General features: G+C 58.2%; 20 protein-coding genes. 9 read left to right on the forward strand and 11 right to left on the reverse strand.

The genetic code is table 11. The annotated features are described in order from the left end of the window. Positions 1-139: 139 nt before the first annotated feature. From CLOEV_RS12305 to CLOEV_RS12325, 5 genes are all read right to left on the reverse strand, one after another. Positions 140-1,303, reverse strand: a complete 1,164-nt coding sequence (locus CLOEV_RS12305) for an oxidoreductase (RefSeq protein ID WP_051485067.1) — start codon at positions 1,301-1,303, stop codon at positions 140-142. Beyond that, on the reverse strand, positions 1,300-2,304 hold the full coding sequence (locus CLOEV_RS12310) for a radical SAM protein (RefSeq protein ID WP_034444051.1): 1,005 nt from the start codon (positions 2,302-2,304) through the stop codon (positions 1,300-1,302). The genes CLOEV_RS12305 and CLOEV_RS12310 overlap by 4 nt, the downstream gene beginning before the upstream one ends. Before the next feature lie 12 nt (positions 2,305-2,316). Continuing rightward, entirely contained in the window at positions 2,317-2,760 is a 444-nt protein-coding gene (locus CLOEV_RS12315) for an ImmA/IrrE family metallo-endopeptidase (protein ID WP_034444053.1), read from the reverse strand. Then, entirely contained in the window at positions 2,744-3,109 is a 366-nt protein-coding gene (locus CLOEV_RS12320; RefSeq protein WP_008713358.1) for a helix-turn-helix transcriptional regulator, read from the reverse strand. Before CLOEV_RS12320 ends, CLOEV_RS12315 begins: the two co-directional genes overlap by 17 nt. Positions 3,110-3,205: 96 nt before the next feature. Continuing rightward, positions 3,206-4,066 (reverse strand): triphosphoribosyl-dephospho-CoA synthase, encoded by an 861-nt coding sequence (locus CLOEV_RS12325; protein WP_034444055.1) that lies wholly within the window; start codon positions 4,064-4,066, stop codon positions 3,206-3,208. A gap of 53 nt (positions 4,067-4,119) precedes the next feature. On the opposite strand from CLOEV_RS12325, the gene CLOEV_RS16140 reads away from it, so the two are divergent. Further along, positions 4,120-5,115 carry a lytic transglycosylase domain-containing protein gene (locus CLOEV_RS16140; protein ID WP_051485068.1) on the forward strand — a complete coding sequence of 332 codons (996 nt, stop codon included), beginning with the start codon at positions 4,120-4,122 and terminating at the stop codon, positions 5,113-5,115. 23 nt (positions 5,116-5,138) lie between these two features. Beyond that, positions 5,139-5,627, forward strand: coding sequence for an aminoacyl-tRNA deacylase (locus tag CLOEV_RS12335; RefSeq protein WP_008713366.1), 489 nt, complete (start codon positions 5,139-5,141; stop codon positions 5,625-5,627). A 78-nt stretch (positions 5,628-5,705) separates the two neighbouring features. On the opposite strand, the gene CLOEV_RS12340 is transcribed toward CLOEV_RS12335, so the two are convergent. From CLOEV_RS12340 to CLOEV_RS12355, 4 genes are read right to left on the reverse strand one after another with little or no spacing between them, the layout of a single operon-like run. Continuing rightward, the gene (locus CLOEV_RS12340) at positions 5,706-7,079 is read right to left on the reverse strand and encodes a YjiH family protein (protein ID WP_156938421.1); all 1,374 of its coding nucleotides are present in this window, start codon (positions 7,077-7,079) and stop codon (positions 5,706-5,708) included. A gap of 19 nt (positions 7,080-7,098) precedes the next feature. After that, complete coding sequence (locus CLOEV_RS12345; RefSeq protein ID WP_034444060.1) at positions 7,099-7,362, reverse strand: type II toxin-antitoxin system HicB family antitoxin; 264 nt, start codon at positions 7,360-7,362, stop codon at positions 7,099-7,101. Next, the gene (locus CLOEV_RS12350) at positions 7,362-8,363 is read right to left on the reverse strand and encodes a dipeptidase (RefSeq protein WP_034444063.1); all 1,002 of its coding nucleotides are present in this window, start codon (positions 8,361-8,363) and stop codon (positions 7,362-7,364) included. Before CLOEV_RS12350 ends, CLOEV_RS12345 begins: the two co-directional genes overlap by 1 nt. After that, entirely contained in the window at positions 8,360-9,163 is an 804-nt protein-coding gene (locus CLOEV_RS12355) for a HesA/MoeB/ThiF family protein (protein ID WP_147564267.1), read from the reverse strand. The genes CLOEV_RS12350 and CLOEV_RS12355 overlap by 4 nt, the downstream gene beginning before the upstream one ends. Before the next feature lie 244 nt (positions 9,164-9,407). On the opposite strand from CLOEV_RS12355, the gene CLOEV_RS16145 reads away from it, so the two are divergent. From CLOEV_RS16145 to CLOEV_RS12370, 3 genes are all read left to right on the forward strand, one after another. Continuing rightward, positions 9,408-11,054: an HD domain-containing phosphohydrolase gene (locus tag CLOEV_RS16145; protein WP_008713375.1), complete on the forward strand. Its 1,647-nt coding sequence runs from the start codon at positions 9,408-9,410 to the stop codon at positions 11,052-11,054. Positions 11,055-11,200: 146 nt separating this feature from the next. Beyond that, positions 11,201-11,776: a sulfurtransferase-like selenium metabolism protein YedF gene (gene yedF / locus CLOEV_RS12365; protein ID WP_034444066.1), complete on the forward strand. Its 576-nt coding sequence runs from the start codon at positions 11,201-11,203 to the stop codon at positions 11,774-11,776. Position 11,777: 1 nt separating this feature from the next. After that, entirely contained in the window at positions 11,778-12,965 is a 1,188-nt protein-coding gene (locus CLOEV_RS12370) for an aminotransferase class V-fold PLP-dependent enzyme (protein ID WP_034444069.1), read from the forward strand. Between the two features lie 594 nt (positions 12,966-13,559). On the opposite strand, the gene CLOEV_RS12375 is transcribed toward CLOEV_RS12370, so the two are convergent. Continuing rightward, positions 13,560-13,844: a hypothetical protein gene (locus tag CLOEV_RS12375; RefSeq protein ID WP_008713383.1), complete on the reverse strand. Its 285-nt coding sequence runs from the start codon at positions 13,842-13,844 to the stop codon at positions 13,560-13,562. 153 nt (positions 13,845-13,997) lie between these two features. On the opposite strand from CLOEV_RS12375, the gene CLOEV_RS12380 reads away from it, so the two are divergent. Together CLOEV_RS12380 and CLOEV_RS12385 are read left to right on the forward strand one after the other, a co-directional pair. Next, positions 13,998-14,549 (forward strand): LemA family protein, encoded by a 552-nt coding sequence (locus tag CLOEV_RS12380; protein WP_008713385.1) that lies wholly within the window; start codon positions 13,998-14,000, stop codon positions 14,547-14,549. Positions 14,550-14,594: 45 nt separating this feature from the next. Then, entirely contained in the window at positions 14,595-16,487 is a 1,893-nt protein-coding gene (locus CLOEV_RS12385) for a DUF2207 domain-containing protein (RefSeq protein WP_034444071.1), read from the forward strand. A 628-nt stretch (positions 16,488-17,115) separates the two neighbouring features. Here the strand turns inward: CLOEV_RS12385 and CLOEV_RS12390 are convergent. After that, entirely contained in the window at positions 17,116-18,561 is a 1,446-nt protein-coding gene (locus CLOEV_RS12390; RefSeq protein ID WP_051485069.1) for a glycosyl hydrolase family 18 protein, read from the reverse strand. Between the two features lie 113 nt (positions 18,562-18,674). Between CLOEV_RS12390 and CLOEV_RS12395 the strand changes: the two genes are divergently transcribed. Then, positions 18,675-19,244, forward strand: a complete 570-nt coding sequence (locus CLOEV_RS12395) for a hypothetical protein (RefSeq protein WP_008713393.1) — start codon at positions 18,675-18,677, stop codon at positions 19,242-19,244. Between the two features lie 72 nt (positions 19,245-19,316). Beyond that, a complete protein-coding gene (locus tag CLOEV_RS12400; protein WP_008713395.1) occupies positions 19,317-20,234 on the forward strand; it encodes a hypothetical protein in 918 nt (305 codons plus the stop codon). Positions 20,235-20,407: the final 173 nt, after the last annotated feature.

A 20,407-nucleotide genomic window follows, 5' to 3' on the forward strand; every position in this document is an offset into this window, starting at 1 on the left:
CCTCAGTCTACTTTGTTTTATGCAGGTTCATAAAAAAGCGGTAAAAAAAGGTACTATTGCCGATTTTGCCGAAACAAAAAACGGGCGGCAAAAGCCGTCCGTCCTGTCAGCCATATATACGGAGGCGGGACCGTCGCCGTCAAAGGGGGTCCCAGTCGCCCTCCTGCCTGTCCCTCATGATCGGGCAATCCACCACGCCGTAGGCGGCGGTCTTGAAGCAGGCGTTGCAGGAGATGCAGGCAGACGGCCTCGCGTCGTCTTCGGCCCAGCGATTTACAAGGTCGGGCTCCGCGTTGAAGGGGCGGCTAAGCCCAAAGAGGTCGGCTGCGCCGTTGTCAAGCAGGGCCGCCATCACGGGCAGCGAACGCAGGCCGCCGGTCAGCGTCACCAGGGAATCCTGCGGCGCGCGCGCCTTTATCTTCGCCGCGTAGGCGGCGAAAGGCGCCTCCGACTCGCCGGCGGATATCCCGACGACGCTCGGTATATGCTCCGGCGCCGCGTACCCGGTGCCGGATGAGACCTCGATGACGTTCACCCCGTCGCGCAGCAGCGTAAGGGCCGCCTCTATCCCCTCGTCGACGCCGTAGCCGCCCTCGGCCCCCTCCGTGACGCTCATCTTAAGCCATACGGAAAAATCCCTCCCTACGGCCTCGCGCACGGAGGCGTAGACCTCGCGCGTCAGCCGCAGACGATTTTCAAAGCACCCGCCGTAACGGTCGCTGCGGCGGTTGATGAGCGGTGAGAGAAATTGCGTCAGCAGATAGCCGTGAGCGCCGTGTATCTCCACTCCGTCAGCGCCCCCCTCCCGCGCGCGCAGCGCCGCCGCCGCGAAGTCACGGCGGACTTTTTGGATATCTTCCTCTGTCATCATGATACTCCGCATGTCGCTTCCGGGGTATTCCCCGCCGCTCGGGGAGTAGGCCGGCATACCATTGGAGAAGTCCGCCCTGCGCGCGCCGCCGGCGTGGCATATCTGCACCACGAGTTTGGAGCCGCTGCCGTGGATGACGCCGGCGAGCCTCCTCACATCATCGACGGCCTCGCCGCGGTCGAGCCCCCACTGCCGCGGCACGGCCTTGCCCTCGGGACTTATATAGGAAAACTCAGATATCACCGTCCCCGCGCCGCCGGACGCCGTTTCCGCCTGCCGCGATATCGCCGCGGGCGTCGCGCGGCCCGTGGCGTCTTCGCAGGCGCCCAGCCACGTCGCCGCCCTGACAAAGCGGTTTTTCACGGGAAATATTTTATTATCGAAGGGTTCGAATAACCTGATTATCTTCTCCCTGTCGCTGGTCTCTTTCATTCGTTCGGCTCCCTCTTGATCTCTGATGTCGTTCCCGCGGGAGGTCTGTCTTCGTATACGACGCGTCCCGCAGCCTCATTTTCCGATATTCCGGCGTGTATTGCAAGGCGTTTTATACCGAAGCCGCCATGTCCGCGGAATTTTGAGATGTCGCGCCGCGGGACCGGCCACGGGCCGCCGGGAGCCAGTTTCACGAGCCGCCTGGCCTCCGCCTCCGCGAGGATCAGCTCGCCGAGCGCCGGATGATGCGGTCCGGCCTTCACCCCGGCTGCGAGAGAGACCGTCTCCTGCAGGCCGATCCTGATCGGGATGAACCCAAGCTCGAGGGCTAGTTCGATAAACTCTCCGCCCCACGACACGGCCTCTTCTACGGACAGAGGATGATATCTCCCCTCTTCGCAGAGCCTTTCAAGCTCCGTACCTCCGATCACAAGGCACGGATAGAGGCGCAGCTCCCAACGTTCATCCCCTTTAAGGGCCGCGAGCTTCGTAAGGTCGCGCAGGCTGCTCTCCCTCCGCTGTCCGGGCAGGCCGATCATCATCTGGACGCCGATCGGCAGCGAATCCTCCATAAGGACGGCGATATCCTCGAATATTTTTTCCGGATCGGCCTCGCGGCGGCAGGCGGCGAGAACGGCGGGATCAAGCGTCGGTATGCCTAATTCTATGCGCGATACCGGATATTGTTTTATCAGCGAACGCAGCGCGTCGCAGCGAAGGTCTCCCGGGTATGTCGAAAAACGCACGGAGCTGCCCGCGGGAGCGCACTCCGTGACACAGTCCAGGTATTCTTTTATTTTGTCTTCCGGGAAACGGCAGAAGGAGCCTCCGAAATAGCAGATCTCCCGCGGCTCTGTGATATCTTTCAAGACGGAACGGACATCTTCCGGAGTCGGGACCTCCGCCACTCCGGTTATCGCCCGCTGGTCACAGTACACGCATTGGCCGCGGCACCCCGCGAAGGGCAGGAAGAAGGCGAGTTTCTTCAATTTATCCGACATGCGGGCATACCCTCATTTCCAGTCGCAATACTGGTTTTCCTCCCATTCCGGCCACACCGAGGCCCACGCGAAGCTGTCGGCTCGGTTCTCGAAGCTCTCCATCGAAACGAAGGTGTGCTGCCAGAAGCGCGCCCCTTTTGTGTGATTCAGCAGGTGGTAAAGCTCATGAAATATCGCGAAGCGCCGCCAAAAAAGAGGCAGCCGCGAGTTGACGAAAACGCGGCCCCGTTCGCCGCGCACAAGGTGTATCCCCCATACCCCCACGGGGAGCGGCTCATATTTTATATCAAGCGAGAGTCCCGTGAGTTCCTCGGCCTTCGCCAGAATGTCGAACTCGTCAAGCCGCTGCCATTGGCTCCCCTCCAACCGCGCCCATTCCGGGATCACCGGCGGAGGGGAGGGAAAATCCTCAAAACTATCTTCCTCTAATTCTTCGGCGTTATTCTCCGGAAGCATCCTTTTCATCCCAGTCGTCAAGAGCGGCTTCGATGACGCGGTATACCCGGCGAAGTTCCTTCTCCGAGAGTTTTTTGCTGCGGTACCATATCTCAAGCTCGCCGTTGTCGAGCATCGATTCGAGCTGCACGCGTCCCGGTTTGTCGGGAGAGGAAAAGTCCATCAGAAGGTCGGTGACCTCTACATTGAGCGCCGGCGCAAGTTTCTGAAGAAGTTTCATTGAAGGAAGACGGCGGTTGCTTTCAAGCGCCTGAACATAGATCCGGCTCACTTCAACTTTATCCGCAAGTTTTTGCTGAGTGAGGTGCTGCGCCTTACGAAGTGATTTGATCCTATTACCTAGACTCATTTTTCACAGGCTCCCTTTCCTTATGAAATTTTGGATTGAATATAAGGCTTGTTCCTATTATATTACAACAATATCGATAGTATGACAACTAATAGATTATATTTTTCGTAAAGAATTTAAAAAATATGTACAACTTAAGAGATCGGCCGCGCCCCCCGGGCTTACCCGCAGCGGCAGAAAGGCGGCCTCAAGTTCGCGCAGCAGGCGATAATCGGGGCGGCACGGGTCAAAGGCCGCCAACGCCGCTCCGACAAGCGGCGGGTAAACATTCTTCCAATAATCGTACCCGGCCCTGTGTATCACGTTGCTGTCCTCGCAGACCGTCATGATCGTCAAAAGTGCGGCAAGCCCCGCGTCGTTTTCCGACGCTCCGGCCTCGGCCGCTCTCTGCATCGCCGGCAGCCCCCCGCCGATGACGGAGGGAAAGGCCGCCGCGGCCTCGCCCCGGATGCCTGTTATACCGTACTCGACAAAGAGCCGTTCCCCGTTCGACAACTCCCGTGCCGGTCTTTTTTCCGCCAACGGCAGCAGTTCCTTCTCCACCACGCCGCGGACGGCGAGCGACGCGGCCTTCGCGGCGTCAGCCGCCGAAACCCGATCTCTCGACGAGAGCGCGTACCCGGCGCCGTAGAGCAGCAGCGACATCAGGTATATCAGCCCCTTATGGGTGTTTATCCCATCAGTGGCGGCGAACATCGCCCTCTCCATGGCCGCCCCCGCGGCCCGCAGCTCCCGCATCGCCGCGGACGGAGGCGTTCCTTCAAGGCCGGTCCGGGCCTGCGCCTCCCAAAAGGGAGCGATCGCCCGCGCGCTCTTTAAAAAAAGCGCGCAGTCCATGTCGTTGTGGCAGCCGCTGCCCTCCGCGTCCACAAGCCCCGGCTTCGGCGTGGTAAGCGCCTCGCTGACCGCGGCTTCGTGCGCCGCCTCGGCCAGCAGTTTTGCCTCTCTTGACTTCATGGGCGTTCTGCCGCATACTTTTTTATATTTACGTAATAAGGAGCCGCAGTTATATGCATGTAATTTCCTCCGGGGCAAAAGTCATCCTCATTAAAATAGCGCAAAGGTTCCCCGACCGCAAGCGGAAAAATGGATCGGCGGTAAAAACCGCGTTCCGCGCCGCGCTCCTCTGCGTCATTCTCGCGTGCTTCCTGCCCGTTTCCAACGCCATCCACCGCGAAGCCGCGAATGACTGGCGCAACGGCTGGGAGGAATGGAAATGCGGAAATGCCGCGGCGGCGCTGGGACACTGGTCGAAAAACCCGCTCACGGCCCCCTTTGAAATGCGCCCCTCGCGCGTCGCCTACTGGAAGATACGCGCTTTTGAAAAGCTGGGGAGAACCGAAGAGGCGGCGCTCACGGCCTCGATGCTGGCGCTGCGCTGCCCCCGCGATTTTTACAGCCTTGTGCTCGCCTACGAGGGGCGCTATCCAACGCTCACGCGAGCCGCGCGCAAAGCCTGCGCGCGCGCGGCCTATATGCGGCGCTGGAACGGCGAGGTCGCCAGGGCCTCGGCGGAGACGGGCGTCTCAAAAAACATTTTGCTGGGACTGATAAGGCAGGAGAGCAAATTCAACGAGCGGGCGGTAAGCCGTTCCGGGGCCGTCGGGCTTATGCAGCTGATGCCATTCACCGCGCGCGAGGCGGCGGGCCGCCTGAAAAAAGACGAATTATCGCCATACGAGCCGACGCATAATATAATGCTGGGAGCGGCCTATTTCGCCCACCTGAAGGCAAAATTCTCCGACAAGCTCCCGCCGGCCCTCGCGGCCTACAACGCGGGCGCGGCCTCCGTATCGCGGTGGGAGACGGACGCGAGAGACTGGGTGGAATGGATAGAGGAGATCCCCTACCCGCAGACGCGCGAATATGTGCGCTCGGTGCTGGAAAATATAGAGGTCTACAACGCAACGGACAGGGAGGAGCGCCGCGGCGAGCCGTCTTTCTTTTCGGAGGCGCTGGAGCGCCCCCGGCTGACGAAGAAGCTTGTCTCCGGCCAAAAACCATGATCAATAATAAGGAGGGGTCGCAAATGCCCGACGAGGTATTTAATCCGATAGATACTGTACGGAGATTTCTTGAGAAAAACGATTGCGCGTCGCAGATAATGGAGACCGAGGCCACCATATTCACCGTGACCGACGCCTCTCTCGCCGTCGGCGCGCCGGAAGAGGAGATATTAAAAAGCATACTCCTGCGCGTGAACCACGGAAAGAGCTTCGCGCTGGCGCTGATGTCCGGCGTCAACCGCGTCGATACGAAGAAGATCAGGAAACTGCTCGGAGCTTCGCATGTCTCTTTCGCCGACGGCGAGGCCTGCGCGGAATGGTCGGGATTCCGCCCCGGCGGCGTGCCCCCCGTGGGCTACCCAGAACAGCCCCCGACGCTGCTGGACGAAGACCTTTTCCGACATCGGACGGTGTGGGCCGCGGCCGGCACCGATCATGCCTTTTTTCCCATCTCGCCTGACGAGCTGCTCAGGATCACCGGCGGCGCGAAAGGCGATATAAAAAAGGACTGAAACGAAAGAACTCCTTTAAAACATTGTCGAAGATGCCGCCTCGGGCAACCTGCAGGGCGGCATATTTTTATCCGGCGACTACGGAAAAAGTATTCCCGCGGCTGGGATCACGATGATCATCGACAGGATTATCCTCGTTACATAGACCGCCGTCATCTGCCAAAAGCGCAGAGGGATATTTGAATGCCACACGTGCAGGCCGACCTCCGTGAGGTTTATCAGCCCCGTCATCGAGAGGCAGATACAGATGAAACGGGACTGCTCTGTGAGCAAAAGACGCCCGTAAGTGACGGCGAGGAACTGGTCGACAAAAGAAAACACCGTCGCGGAGGCGATTATCTTCGACTCCATCGCTCCCATCGCGTCAAGCGCCGTTTCCGCGGGCACGGCCAGGAGCTCCACGACGCTGGTCGTTTCGGCGACGATGACCAGCAGCGTGCCGAAGGTTATCATCAGCGGCACGGTGCTCAGAAGCAGCGCGTAGATTATCGAAAGGCTCTCGCGCAGATACCTCTTCGCGCTCATGCGGCGCGCGCGCGCCGTTCCGCGCAGCAGCGCCCAGCCAAACATCGAATGCCCGTGGCGCTCGCCGGCGAGAGACGCGTGATAATTGTCGCGCCCCATATAATAGTTGTCGGGTATGGACGACAGCGGCCATATCCGCGGCATGACCACGGCCAGCAGGATCATCGTAAAGTAGATGACGAACAATATCTGAGGCATCGCGTATTCCATGTAGAAAAGTTCGGCGATCGCATAGATGTTATAGATGCCGGCCAGGGAGAAGCCGCAGACGATCGCCGCCGCCTCGCGGTCCGTATAGAATCCGGCGTCATACATCTTCGCCGTGAAGACGACCGCCATAGAACTGCTCCCGAGCCACGACGCGACGCAGTCGACCGCCGCGCGGCCCGGCACGCGGAAGAGCGGGCGCATGACGGGGCTCGCGTAGACGGCGATAAACTGCACCAGGCCGAAGTCCATGATCAGCGGCGCCCAGAAGCCGAGAACGATGGCAAGCATGATGAGGCGCGGAGCCAGATTGTTGACGATGAACGAGGCCTTGGACACAAAGACGCTGAGCGGCCCGCCGATTCCAAGATAATGCTGCGAACCCAGAAGCACGAACAGCGAGATCGGCAGGGCGCAGATACGCGCGGCAAACCACAGGGGGCCGCCGGTGAGGTTTTCGTGGAGAAGATGATCTTCCATTATCCAGCGGGGCTTAAAAATTTTCGCGGCCACGGTCAGAAACGCGACGATAAACGACAGCAGGGAAACGATAAGCGGCTGCCATCCCACGATCGACATCATCAAAAACTCTTTGACATGGCCTATCAAAGTATTCATCTCGCTGTGCAGCGGGAAGGGAACGAGAAATACCCATATCCCCAGCAGCGAGGGGATCACAAACTTCAGCAGGTCTCTTTTATTAAGCGAAGCAGACTCCAAATTGCCTATCACCACGTTCCTATAAAGATTCTTCTATGAAATGGACCTCTCCCGCGCCAGTCTCTTCGAGTTCGTCAACGGAGGGCGGCTCCGGGAGCCGCCATTCCAGCTCGCGCGAGGCGGCGGCGAATTCGCGGAGGACCAAAGGGGCCCTCGCGAGCACCTCTTCCTTTGATGAGCCTTCGACCCAGCAGCCGTTGAGCCCGGGAAAATTTCCGATCCATACCGTCCCTTCGGAGCCGCGCTCCTCGTAGACGACGACGGGGTAACCGTATCTTTCCATCAACAGCCCATCACCCTTTCAAAGACGCGCATAAAATTCTCGCCGAGAATGCCGTCGGCCTCACCCTCGCCGTACCTTCTGCGCACGGCCTTGATGAACCTCTCTCCGGCGTCGGCATGATCTTTGAAAAGATCCGTGTCGCCCTCATCTATGTAACCGGCGTTGACGGACAGGAGGCAGGCGCAAAGATCCAGTCCCATCCCCGCGTGCCCGGCTCCGCAGTGGCTGACGATATAGTCAAGATGCGCAAGCAGAGCTTCAGGGGTCCTGGCGGAGGGTTCGTCGGCCGCGAACGGGCCGTAGGCGTTCATCCCGGCGACGCCGCCAGCCGCGGCCAGAGAGGCCAGCTGCCAGTCGGCGAGATTCCTCGGCGACGAGGCCAGAGAGCGGCAGTTTGAATGAGAGGCGATAAACGGCACCTTCATGACGTCGGCGATCTCACGAAAGCCGGCGTCGTTCAGATGGCTCACGTCTATCACCATCCCGAGGCGGCAGGCCTCGGCCGCCAGCTCGCGGCCAAAGTCCGTCAGCGAGCCCTGCGACGATACGGGGGGCGCTGCCGCAAAGGAAACGCCGTCGCAGGCGTAGTTCCGCCGCGACCACGCAAGCCCCAGCAGCCTCACCCCAAGCTCGTAAAATACGCGCAGCAGCAGGATGTCCCTCCCGATCGGCTCCGCCCCCTCGAGGGAGAGAAAGAGCGCTACCTTGCCGTCCGCAGCGGCGGCGCGGCACTCTCCGGCGCTGCGGCAAAGCGCGAACGAGGGCGACTCCTCAAGATCGGCCCGCAGCGCCGATATCTGGTCGAGCGCGTTTCTCAGCGCCCCCTCGGGGACCAGTTCGTCGAGAATGAACACCGAACAGACCACGGCGTTCACCCCCGCGGCGCGAAGCCCCGGCAGAAAACGCTCCTCCATGACGGCATGCCCGCCGCGCCGGCGCAGCGTCAGCACATCGAGCAGCATGTCAAAGTGCGCGTCAAGTACTATTTTTGTCTTCATCATCTTAATTTCAGCCTCTGCATATCGCAGCGCATGAGGTCGAACCAGAGCAGCGTGTGTTCCAGCCCGCCCTCAAGCCCCGCAAGGATTTTCAGTGCCTCCGCCGCCTGCACCGAGGCGATGAACGGAGGTATAAAGGGGGGATTGCCCGTCGTCAGCTCTATTCCTTTATCGGGAGTATCTGTGTTCTCCCACAGCGCCCTGTCTTGAGGGCGCATGACCGCCGCCTGCCCGAAAAAACCGGCCACCGCCCCGTGAATGAACGGAATGCCGAGTCGCCGGCAAAGGCTGAACACGTCCCGGCGTCCGCTGTTGTTATCCAGCGCGTCCAGCACGACATTTGCGGGGGCGATCATATTCACGCCGTTTGTCTCATTTATAAAGATCTCATAATGTTTGACCGAGACGCTCGAATTGACGCGCCGCACGCGCTCCGCGGCGGCGGCGGCTTTCGGCTCGCCGAGGTTTTCTTCCGTGGCGTAAAGCTGGCGGTTGAGGTTGTTTTCGTCAAAGGCGTCGCCGTCGATAAGAATGAGCCTGCCTACGCCGGCGCGGGCGAGAATTTCTGTTATCCAGCCTCCGAGGCCGCCGCAGCCGGCGACCGCCGCGCAGGATTCAAGCAGCTTAGCCTGCCCCTCAAGCCCAAAGGTACCGATCGTGCGCTCATAACGCGAGGGACACATCCCGCCGCGCAGCGCGGATATCTCCGTTTCGCGCATGGAAAGGCCGCTCAACGCGGCCGCTTCGCGGCAGACTTGCAGAGAGACGACGGCGCCTCCGCGGCCGGCTGACCGCTTCCTCATATATTCAACCGCACCGTCACAAGTCAAAAGAATCACTCCCATACATAAGTACGCTGTATCTCAAACCCATTCCGCGCCTGTTTTCACAACTCCATGCCGTCTTAATTATTTTACCCTATAATTGTGGGATTTCACAATTTATCAGCCTCCCGTTTAAGCGTTTTTTTGTCTTATTTCCAAGAAATTCTGTTACAATATATGTTGATATAAATTAGAGAATCCATATTCAGCCGGAGGGGTGCAGATGACGCTCAGGTGTAAAACGCAACTATTTCTCGGAATGATACTGCTGTCCGTATTACTCATACTCGACGTGATGTTCACAAACTTTTTGATCACATCGGCCGAGCAGACAGACAGAGAGCGTATGACCAGGGACCTTTCCAGGACGGTGGTGACCTTGAACGGAGAGGCGCGCACCCTCTCGGCGATAGCCGGCAACTGGGCCTACTCGGACAAGGCGTGGGACTATATGACAGGGCTCAACCCTGACTATCCCAATATATATCTCAACCGCACCGTGCTGACGGAGATCGGCGTCTCCTCGCTGATATTCATCGACAACGACTTCAACGTCAAATTCTCCCGCGACTACAGCGCCCCCGACGACAGCTCCACGCCTGAGAGCGAGATCGGCGCGATCTTCAGCAACCAGGGAGAGGAAATGCTTAAAAATCTTCCGGATGACGGCACCAGCGGTATCGTGATGAAGGGCGACGAACCGATCTTTTTCGCGGTCAAGCACATCCGCCGCTCCGATAAGGGCGGCAGCCAGGCCGGATACCTTATCGCAACGATGGCTCTCTCGCCGAAAATGATCCACAAGGTAGCCAGCGGCCTCCATTTCACCTTTGCCGTGGAACCCGTCTCCAAGAAAGACCTGGGGCGGGAGCTGCCGAACATGATACTCAACAATGACCCGCGAAATTCGTTCATCACAGGGCGCATACTCGTGCGGGATCACGCCGGAGTGCCCGCCTTCTGGATTTCCGGCATCGCCCCCAACGTGGATATCAAAAGCGCCGAGCGTGAACTGCAGATACTGTTCTTCATCCTCGCCGTCGCCGCGCTCTTCGTCGTATTCCTCTTCGGATTTTTCATGAAATTCCAGATAACGAACCGCATGAAGCGGCTGCAGCGTGAGATCGAGGCCATCCGCGACGAATCAGGAGACGCGCGCAGCATCACGATCGACCGCAGGCGTGACGAGATCACGAGCATCCAGCGCACGATGAACGACTTCATGGCCTTCTTCGACTTCAAACAGGGAGAGAAAAACAAGGCGGACGATATAACGATCTCCGTTTACAGACGCTTCGCGGAAGCAGGCCGGCGCCTCTGTATGAAGGCGCTTGAGGACATCGCGACCGCTTTTTCTCCGGGAGACGAAAAATTCCGCGCCGGGCTCATCAGATGCGCCGCGAAAACACGCGATTTCGCCAAAGAAAACGGCATGGAAGAGGAAGAACTGATCTATATCTACCTGGGAGCGCTCTTCAGCCGCATGGGCATGCTCTCGCTGCCATTCTCCATACGCACGAAAACCTCCCCGCTCACGCCGGCGGAGCTTCGTGAATACCGCAAATACCCGATAAAATCAAGAGACTTCATGAACGAGATAGAGCTCCTGCGCCCCGCCTCCGCGCTGCCGTACGCGTGGAATGAGAACTGGGACGGCACCGGCTTCCCGCAGGGGCTCTCCGGCAGCGCGATACCGCTGTCGGCAAGGATATTCGCCGTCGTGGACGCCTGGAACGAGATGACGCGCCCCTGGCCTGGACGCCGCCTCCCCACCGACGAAGAAGTGATAGAACGGCTGCGCGCCCAGGCAGGAACACGCCTCGATCCGCAGCTCGTGGATAAATTCATCGCTTTTTTAAGGAAACGCTGATCAAATAAAATTTGCAGAAGAAAACGCGATCTTATTTACGCCGTTTCGACGCGTCTGCCGCCAAAGCCATATCTGCCGCTGATTATCCGGCCGCCGCGCGGTTCGTATAGTCAGCGATTTTTTCAGAAATGTAAGGAGAGAAAAACATGATCGAGATCGACGCAAGAAAACTGGAATGCCCCAAACCCGTCCTGCTTGTAAAGGAAGAGGCGGACAAAGGGACCGAGGCTATCCGCGCATGTGTGGACAACGAAGTCGCGGCGGGAAACGTTACCCGTTTCTTTGAAAGCCGCGGATACGAGGCCTCACGCGAGGACAGGGCCGAAGGGATATATATAACGGGCAAAAAGAGCGGCGGACCGGCGACGGCTCTCAAAAGCGAGCCGCGCACCGCGATACTCTTCACCTCCGACAAGATAGGCGCCCCCTCCGACGGCCTCGGAGAGGTGCTCATGAAGGCATACCTCGGGACGCTGTCGAAGAGCGCCACGCCCCCGTCGGTGATCGCCCTGATGAACGAAGGCGTCAAGATGGGACTGCCCGAGGCGTCGACATTCGACACACTCAGGGAGCTGGAGACGATGGGGACGAAGATACTGATCTGCGGCACCTGCACGAAGCATTTCGGCATCACCGAAGCGATCACGATCGGGACCATCTCCAACATGTTTGAGATCTCCGAGGCTGTATTCGGGACGGATAAGCCGATCGTCCTCGGCTGATATGAGACATATCTATCTCAACAACGCGGCCACCACCTGGCCCAAGCCGCAGGAGGTCCCGCAGTCGGTCTTTGATTTCATGACGCGCTCCGGGGCAAACGCCGCGCGCGGCTCAGCCTCGGAACGCGACATAAAAAGCCTGGACATCATATTTACGGCCCGCGCGCGCGCCGCCAAGCTATTTGGAGGCTACGCCAAGGCCAATCCCAAATATGTGACCCTGACCGCCAACGTCACGCACTCGCTGAACATCGTCATAAAGGGGTTCCTCAAGCCCGAGATGCGCGTTGTCACCACCTCGATGGAACACAATTCGGTGGTGCGCCCGCTACGGGAATTGCAGAAACAGGGAGTTCTCGTCGACGTTCTGCAGTGCAGCCTGCGCGGATACCTGCCGCCCAAGGCCCTCTCCGAGGCGCTGCTTGAAAAAACAGATCTCGTAGTCATGACCCATTGCAGCAACGTCTGCGGCTCCGTTCAGCCGCTCGAAGAGGCCGCCGAGATCTGCGCCAGACGCGGCGTGCCGCTCGTTGCGGACTGCGCTCAAACCGGGGGGCTCCTGCCTGTCGACGCGCGGGAACTCGGCCTTGCCGCCCTCTGCTTCACCGGGCACAAGGGACTTTTCGGCCCGCAAGGCACCGGCGGGATCGTCTGGAATCCCGAGTTTGCCGAAAGATGCGCGCCGCTTTCCGTGGGCGGCACCGGCAGCCTATCCCACGAAGAGACACAGCCGGCCCTTATGCCGGATAAATTCGAGGCGGGCACGCCAAACCTTCCGGGAATGGCGGGACTGGACGCCGCGCTCGAATGGCTCGAAAAGACCGGCGTCGCGGAGATAGCCGCCAAAGAGGAGAAACTTGGAAGACGCCTCGAAGAGGGGCTGCTTTCAATAGACGGTATCCGACTGCTCGGCGCCGCCGGCGGCAGCGGTCCGCGGCTTCCCGTATACGCCTTCAACATCGACGGTATGGACAACGGGACCCTGGCGCGCGCCCTCAGCGACCAATACGGCATCGAAAGCCGCCCCGGCCTGCACTGTTCGCCGCTGGCCCACCGTACGCTCGGAACCTTCCCCGAGGGCGCGCTACGCCTCTCCCCAGGCTATTTCAACACGGAGGAAGAGATCGATTATACTGTCGCCGCCATCAACGAACTGGTAAATCGGCGTTTATACGCACCGCTGACTTAGCTCAACAAGGCCGGAAAATCCTCGACGCACCAAAGTGCGCCTGCGGTTTTCCGGCCTTATTTCGCGTCGTCATCGGCACGTCTAAACGCCGATTTACGCGATTGCGGGGAAAGATAAACAGCGATTTAGCGCCCTTCCGTCGCTCCGGCCTCCGAGCCGGAGCCTAGAGTCGTCGGGTTTGGCTTTGCCCTTTAAAAGGCTCCCTCTCCGAGGGGGCTCCCGCCGCAGGCGGGTGGAGGAGATTTGACCTTGGTTTTGTCTTTGGCCTTCCGCGGCTTCCGCCGCGGGCACTGCGTAGCGCTGAAAACATGCGCCACACAGTGCAACACTCCTTCCGACCCGGCGCAAAATCGCGCGCCGGCCCACCTCCCTCGGCGAGGGAGGCTTTAAAATATAAATCGCAGTTTATCGTTCCCTCCCAATCGCGTAAATCGCAGTTTATCTTTCCCCGCAATCGCGTAAATCGGCGTTTAGACGTGCCGGATGCTAAATAACTTTGGGGTCTGCGCCCGGAGCCGTATATCAATACGGCGAGGACCGCAGACCCCGAAGTTATGACGCAGACGGCGCGTATAAACGCCGATTTACGCCGATTTACGCGGCTATGTAGCCCTTGGCTACCAAAACCGCTTTTGAGTATTCGTCTTCCGGGCGGTATCCTTTGCTCAGCAGCTCGCGTATGTACGTGCCGTTATAGGTAAAACTGAAAACTATCTGCGCGAGGCAGAGCGTCAGCACGCTGGCCGCGAACATTATCACGGCCCACTTAGCGTCTCCGCGGCATATCGGGACCAGAAAACCGAAAAAGAACACCGTCCAGCTGAACCCGACTTTTGCCGAGCGCATCTGGCCGTCATCGGCTATAAGTCTTATTATCATATTTCCATTCCCCCATATCTGTTCCATTTTTATCATACCAGGCATTGTTATTTACCGTTTATTTGCCTATTCACACCGTAAATATTAACACGTATCGCCATAACAGAGGTATAATTAATTAATAAATTGACGATTTGGAAGGAGAAATTTCACATGGCGTTATGGATAGCACTGGGAATAGCCGCGCTCGTAGTGATATGGGTCATCGCGACATATAACGGGCTCGTCAAACTGAGAAATATGGCCCGGGAGGCATGGAGCGGCATCGATGTGCAGCTCAAGCGCCGCAGCGACCTTATTCCGAATCTCGTGGAGACGGTCAAAGGCTACGCCGGACATGAGAAAAGCACGCTGGACGACGTGACCCGCGCGCGGACCGCGGTAGTAAACGCGGGCGAAGGCACGGCGGAACGGATAAAGGCGGAAAACATGCTGACATCCACGCTGCGCTCGCTATTCGCCGTCGCCGAGGCATACCCTGACCTTAAGGCCAATACAAACTTCCTCCAGCTTCAGGGGGAACTCAGTAAGATAGAGGATGAGATCCAGATGTCGCGCCGTTATTACAACGGTTCCGCCCGCAACCTCAACAACGCTGTGCAGCAGTTCCCGGGAATGCTGATCGCGGGTCCGCTGGGGTTTTCCGTGCTGCCCTATTACGAGGCTGACGAATCAGAGAGGACCGTTCCCAAGGTCGCTTTTTAACGATCAGAGGGTAACCGCATAGCATATATTTTAAGGAGGCGGCAAATGAAAAAGACAAAGATCTGCCTGTTGTTCGTGCTTTGTGCCTTTATCTTCTCCGCTCTTCCTGCTCTGGCTGCCGAGACCATTGAAAATTTCAGGAGCACGATAGCCATTCGTGAGGACAGCTCTCTTGAGGTCAAGGAAAAGCTGCTGGTAAACGTGGAAAATAAGAGCATAAAACGCGGCATTATCAGGAACTTCCCCGTCTGGTACAAGGACAGAGACGGCCGTTCATTCGAGGTCGGTTTTGACATAGATTCCGTAAAGCTGGACGGCGAGGATATTCCCTATGACGTTTCTTATGAGGGTGATTTTGCCTATGTGAAGATAGGCGACCCCAATTCGCTGATCCCCCCGGGGCTCCATATCTTTACGATAAAATATACGACGACGCGCCAGGTGGGCTTCTTTGAGGATTATGACGAGCTTTACTGGAATGTAACCGGCAACGGCTGGTCATGGCCGATAATGGAGGCGTCATGCAGCGTTTCGCTGCCGCAAAGGTATGCCAAAGAACCATTTCGCTCGATAGAGTGGTATGTTGGCGCCTATGGAGAGCGCGGACGTAAGGAAGACGCTAAGCTCGTCGATAAAAATATGGTGATCACGACACACCCGTTGGCCGCGGGAGAGGGGCTCACCGTAGTTTACACTTGGAAGAAAGGCCTCGTCCTGCCGCCGCCGTCGCCCTTTGGCGACGAGCGCACGCAAAGCTGGGTAGCGTTCGCGACACTTATACTCTCCTGCGCCTGGTTTGTTTTCGTCTTTGTGAGGCGAACCGGAGGCGGAGAGCCGCCGGCTGTGATCCCGCGCTTCTATCCGCCCAAGAATTCGTCTCCCGCGTTCGTTCGCTACATAAAGGAGATGAAGGTCGACCGCGTTTCGATGACGGCAAATATCATCGGGCTGGCGGTAAAGGGCGCGCTTAAAATAGAGGAAAGCGACGAGCCGCCCTCGTTCTTCGGCCGTAAAAAGAGCGTATTCACGCTCGTGAAGGTGAATGACGATATAAAGATGACGCGGGATGAAGAGGCGATGATGATGCGGCTTTTCCCCGGAAACCGTGAGAGCATCACTCTCGAACAGAGGTACGCCAAAGAGCTATCGGCTGCCAACGGCGGGCTCAGACGCAGTATCTCGGCCCTCAGCCAAAAACTGGTTTCCAACAAGCTCGGGCTCTGCCTTACCGGAGCGCTGATCTTTATCGCGGGGCTTGCGTCGACGCTGCCCTTTACGGGCGACAGCACCGAGACGACGATGGCGTCCGGCATTTTAGGCGGCGCTGTGATAGTCATTTCTTTCGTAAGAAAGGTCTCTCCCGGTAGCTCCCTCTTTACCAGAGCAAAGGAGATATCGCTTTCCGTTTTTCCCGCCGTTCTCGCGGCATTTGCCGCCTATCTGATATTTGAGGGAGAATACGCCGTCCTTTTGATAATCCTGCCCTTTATCGCCGCCGCGACGGTCACCGCGATCATGCGCCCGTTCGTCACCAGGCGCACGGCGGAGGGAGAGGCGCTCAACAGCGAAGTGGAGGGACTAAACCTTTATATCACTGTCGCGGAAAAGGACCGTATGGAGATGCTGGACGCGCCCGAAGACACCCCCGAACTTTTTGAACGGCTCCTGCCCTACGCGATGGCGCTCGGAGCGGCAAAGACCTGGGGCGACCGTTTCGCCAGGGTTCTTGAGCAGGCACAGTACACGCCGCGGTGGTACGCGGGACCAACTCCCTACATCTTCATGAACACGGGCGGCTTCGGCTCCTTCTCGGACGCGCTCGGCTCAAGCATGGCTTCCGGCATGAAGCCGGAACAGGCTCCGAGCTCTTTCTCCGGCGCCGACGGCGGAGGATTCTCCGGCGGCGGAGGGGGCGGAGGCGGAGGCTCCGGCTGGTAAATCGGCGTTTATAAAAATCGGCGCGAATAAGCACCGTATGCGTCATAAGCCGGCCCCTGAGTGTCCTGCGGCAAACGCACCCGCATGCCGCGGCAATGTGGATAATTTGAAAAGAGTTCCCCGCCAATGGCGGGGAACATTGCCTTGCAATCGCCGTATGGAGAATACGGCTCCGGTACTCAGAGACCGGCTTATTTAGCCTACGGCACTTCTTCGCGCCGATTTTTTGTTATTATGCAAAACTGCTATCGTTGATTTCCTTTTGGAGAGGGGAAAGATAAACTACGGTTTATGCCTTTAAAACCTCCCTCGGCGAGGGGGGCAAGGTCAAAATCTAAATCAAAATCGCTGAATATCGACATATTGTTTTTTGTGGGTGCCCGCTAAATCGCAGTTTATCTTTCCCCGCAATCGCGTAAATCGGCGTTTAGAAGTGCGAGTTGCTAAATAACTTTGGGCTCTGGAACCGGAGCCGTATATTAATACGGCGATTGCAAGGCAACGTTCCCCGCCAATGGCGGGGAACTCTTTCAAATTATCCAAATTGCCGCAGCATGCGGATGCGTTTACCGCAGGACGCCAGACCCCAAAGTTATGACGCAGACGGCGCGTATAAACGCCGATTTACCTACTTGCCCATTATAGAGGAGATAGTACGCCACACTTCCGGTTTTTCGTGCCCCTTTCTCCAGCCGGCCATTCCCGCGAGGCCGTACTTCCCGACCAGCGACAGCTTCCTCTCTATCGAAGCGGCGTTTTCGACCCAGACCTTCTGCACTTTACCGTTCGCGACGTAGGTGAAATAGTGCTGCCCCTGCGTTTCCAGCCACTGCATCGGCGCTACGCGCTTTGCGGAGAGCTCCTCCGCCTCGGCCATCGTCAGGGTGTAGCCCTTCACCTTCACGCCTTCGCCGGACTTCGTCTCTTCCCAGCGGCGCATATAGAAGGGAACGCCAAGCACAAGTTTCGAGGCCGGCACCCCTTCCGCGAGCGTGCCCTCCACCGCCTTCGTCACCCAGGGCATCGAAGCGACCGAACCGGCGCGCGGACTTGTGCGCCAGTGTTCGTCATAGGCCATCAGCATGATATAGTCGGCGTATTTCGCAAGCTCGCCGCGATCATGGCTTCTCGAGGATTTGGTGTTCGCCGGGATGAATACGTCGACAGAAAGGGTGAGTCCCTCGGGGCGCAGCAGCTCGGAGATCCGCGCGACGAAACGCACGAACTGCGCGCGGTCTGTTTCGTTCATCCCCTCAAAGTCGATGTTGACGCCGTCAAGTCCGTAAAGTTTAGCATAGATTATAAGGCGCGCCATGAACAGGTTCATCGCGCGCGCGTTCTTGAACAGGGCGCTCGTCATTGAGGCGTTGAAGCTGTTGGAGACAAGCCCCCATACCCGGTATCCCTTGCGGTGGGCTGATTCCACATAAGCAGCCGAGGCGCGGTTCGCCATGCCGCCATTAGCGTCCATGAGGTTGAACCAGGTCGGCGAGATCACTTCGAGGCCGGGGATCGCGTTCTGCGCGCCGATATTGGGATTATCGAGCGTCACGTGTTCCCAGACCATCGTCAGCTTGCCGGATATCGGGGCTGGTTTCGCGACGCCGCTCTGAACATAGCCTTTGGCGCTGTTGTTCGGGGTAAAGACGACGATCCCCCCTTCTCTCCTGAAGTCCAGCTTGACGAGGTTCTGCATCCCGCTCATATTGAAATATGAGATGCCCTCAACCGAGAGCGAGGGAAAATAGAGCGCGATCTGAGGCCCCGCAAGCTGCGCGAGCGCGGGGCTGTCGAATGCCTGCGCGGGGGCAAGCGCGGCAAGGTAGAAACCCTTGTTGTTCGGCCCGTCCTCAAGGGGCACCCCCATCACGCGGAGCGCCTCCGCTGGGACCCAGAGGGCTCCCGCCCTGAAAAAGGCGGTGCCGAGCAAGTCGGGCTGCGAACCGCTCTGACTTTCAAAATATATCTCCACCGGCTCGTCGCCGTCCGCCGCAAAGGCGGCGGCGCCAAACAGGGCGCTGGCAAGGGCCGCGATCAGGAACACCTTCAAAAACTTTCCAAGAAAATCTTTCATTGCAAAACTCCTCTCGTAATTCAGGAGATATTTTACTCTAAAAAGGTACTTGCAGCTTATGCAAATTTGCTATAATGGCCTATAATGTTTGCGATATAAGCGAGGAAAAAACTTTGATAAAAAAAATTATCCTACTTTGCGCGGCTTTTATGATGATAACGGTAAATTCCGCCGCGGCCGCCGACGACGGCGAGGACAGCGGGAATATGGGGCTCGGCATCTCCGTGCCGGTATTCATCATGCACATGAAGATCGCCGCGCGCAAGGTCAAGTGGGGCTTCTCCTCCTCACGCATTGAGAACGAAATGATCCGCACGGAGGACGGCAACTATGTCGCCGAATACAACGACGCGATCCTGCTCTACCTCAACACGATGCCGGGGACGAAGATGCTCAGGAACATCGCCCTTTCCTTTACCATCGCCGAAGGAGATACACCGATGGGATTCAGCCGCGGCGGCCTGCCCAACGGAGAGGACCAGTACGAAAGCATCTGCCAGCAGGTCATCATGGCCTTTGACCCGCATATCAGCCAGAAAGAGACGCGGCGCATGCTGGGCAGGCTCGGACTGTACGGCCCCGTGCTGGACGGCAGACAGAGGTACGACCGGCGCGGAGGGCTCGCATATATCATGAAGCTGCAGAATAACGGCACAATAGTGTTGGTAGTCTCCGGCATTTAAACGTATAATAAGGATATGTTCCGGCAGAATAAGGACAAGAACACATTACAAATAAAGAGAGGACAAGACGTCATGACAAAGGACGAACTTCTGGATAAGCTTGACGAGGCGCAGACAAACGAAGAGATAAGGGAGATCGGCGAGGAACTCCTCACACAGGACCCCGGCAGCCCCTATGGGAAACTGGCCGTATGGGAGACGATGGAGTACGAAGACGCCGTGGAGAGCCTCGACATGCTCCGTGAGGCGCTGGACGGGATCCGCGCCGTCGTCGACGCGAAAGATGCGCCCTCCATCATTGACGAAGACAGAGACGCGCTCGTCTACTGCACGGTGATGATGAACCTCGGCTATTCCCTGCTCGCGGACGGCAACGCCGAAGAGGCTTACGAAGTGGCCAAAGAGTTCGCCAATTTCGACGACGAGGGAGCTTTCCCCAGCCGCACGCTGCTCTACCGCTGCATGCTGGACCTTGAGCTATACGGAGATATCCTCGACAGCCTTGAGGCCGACCCGCTTGAATCGGTCGTCGGGGAGCACGCGCGCGCGATCGCGCTGCTGGAGACAGGCGCGGAGGCGGGAGAGGTACGCGACGCGATCAACTACGCCATATCGCTCTCTCCGGACGTTCCCTTCTTCATCATCAATATCTGGGATTTCCCGGAACCCGACGAAGAAATAGAGGACGAGCTCGAGGACGTGGTTAACGACGCCACCTATCTCGCGGAGCCCTGGTGCAAATCAGACAAGCGCCTCGCAGCCATCAGCGCGCCGACATTCCTCTTTGGCTACCTCACAAACAGGCTGTCCGACGAAAAAGAGATGAAGGTGCTCCGGGAGGGCTACGAAGATGCCGGCGTTTCGGAGCGCGTAGAGGCATTCAAGAAACACATTGAAGATCTTGAGAAGGAAAACAAAGATCCTGATGAAATCGACGCCGAAGCGCTGGGCGAGACGGCCGACATCCTTGAGGAGCTCCTTGGGGAATAAAAATCGATCATCGAAAACTTCCCGCGCCGCCGCTGACAACGGCGGCGTTTTTATATTCACGCCTGTTTTTTAGCGTCCAACGCCTAATATGGAGGCGCTCAACGGCATTTAAAAGCGGCGCCCCGCAATAGGACGCCGCCGATACAAACCGCTTAGCCAAGATGCCGTTTCAG

This window comes from Cloacibacillus evryensis DSM 19522 (genome assembly GCF_000585335.1).
In the GTDB taxonomy this organism is placed as follows: Bacteria; Synergistota; Synergistia; order Synergistales; family Synergistaceae; genus Cloacibacillus; species Cloacibacillus evryensis.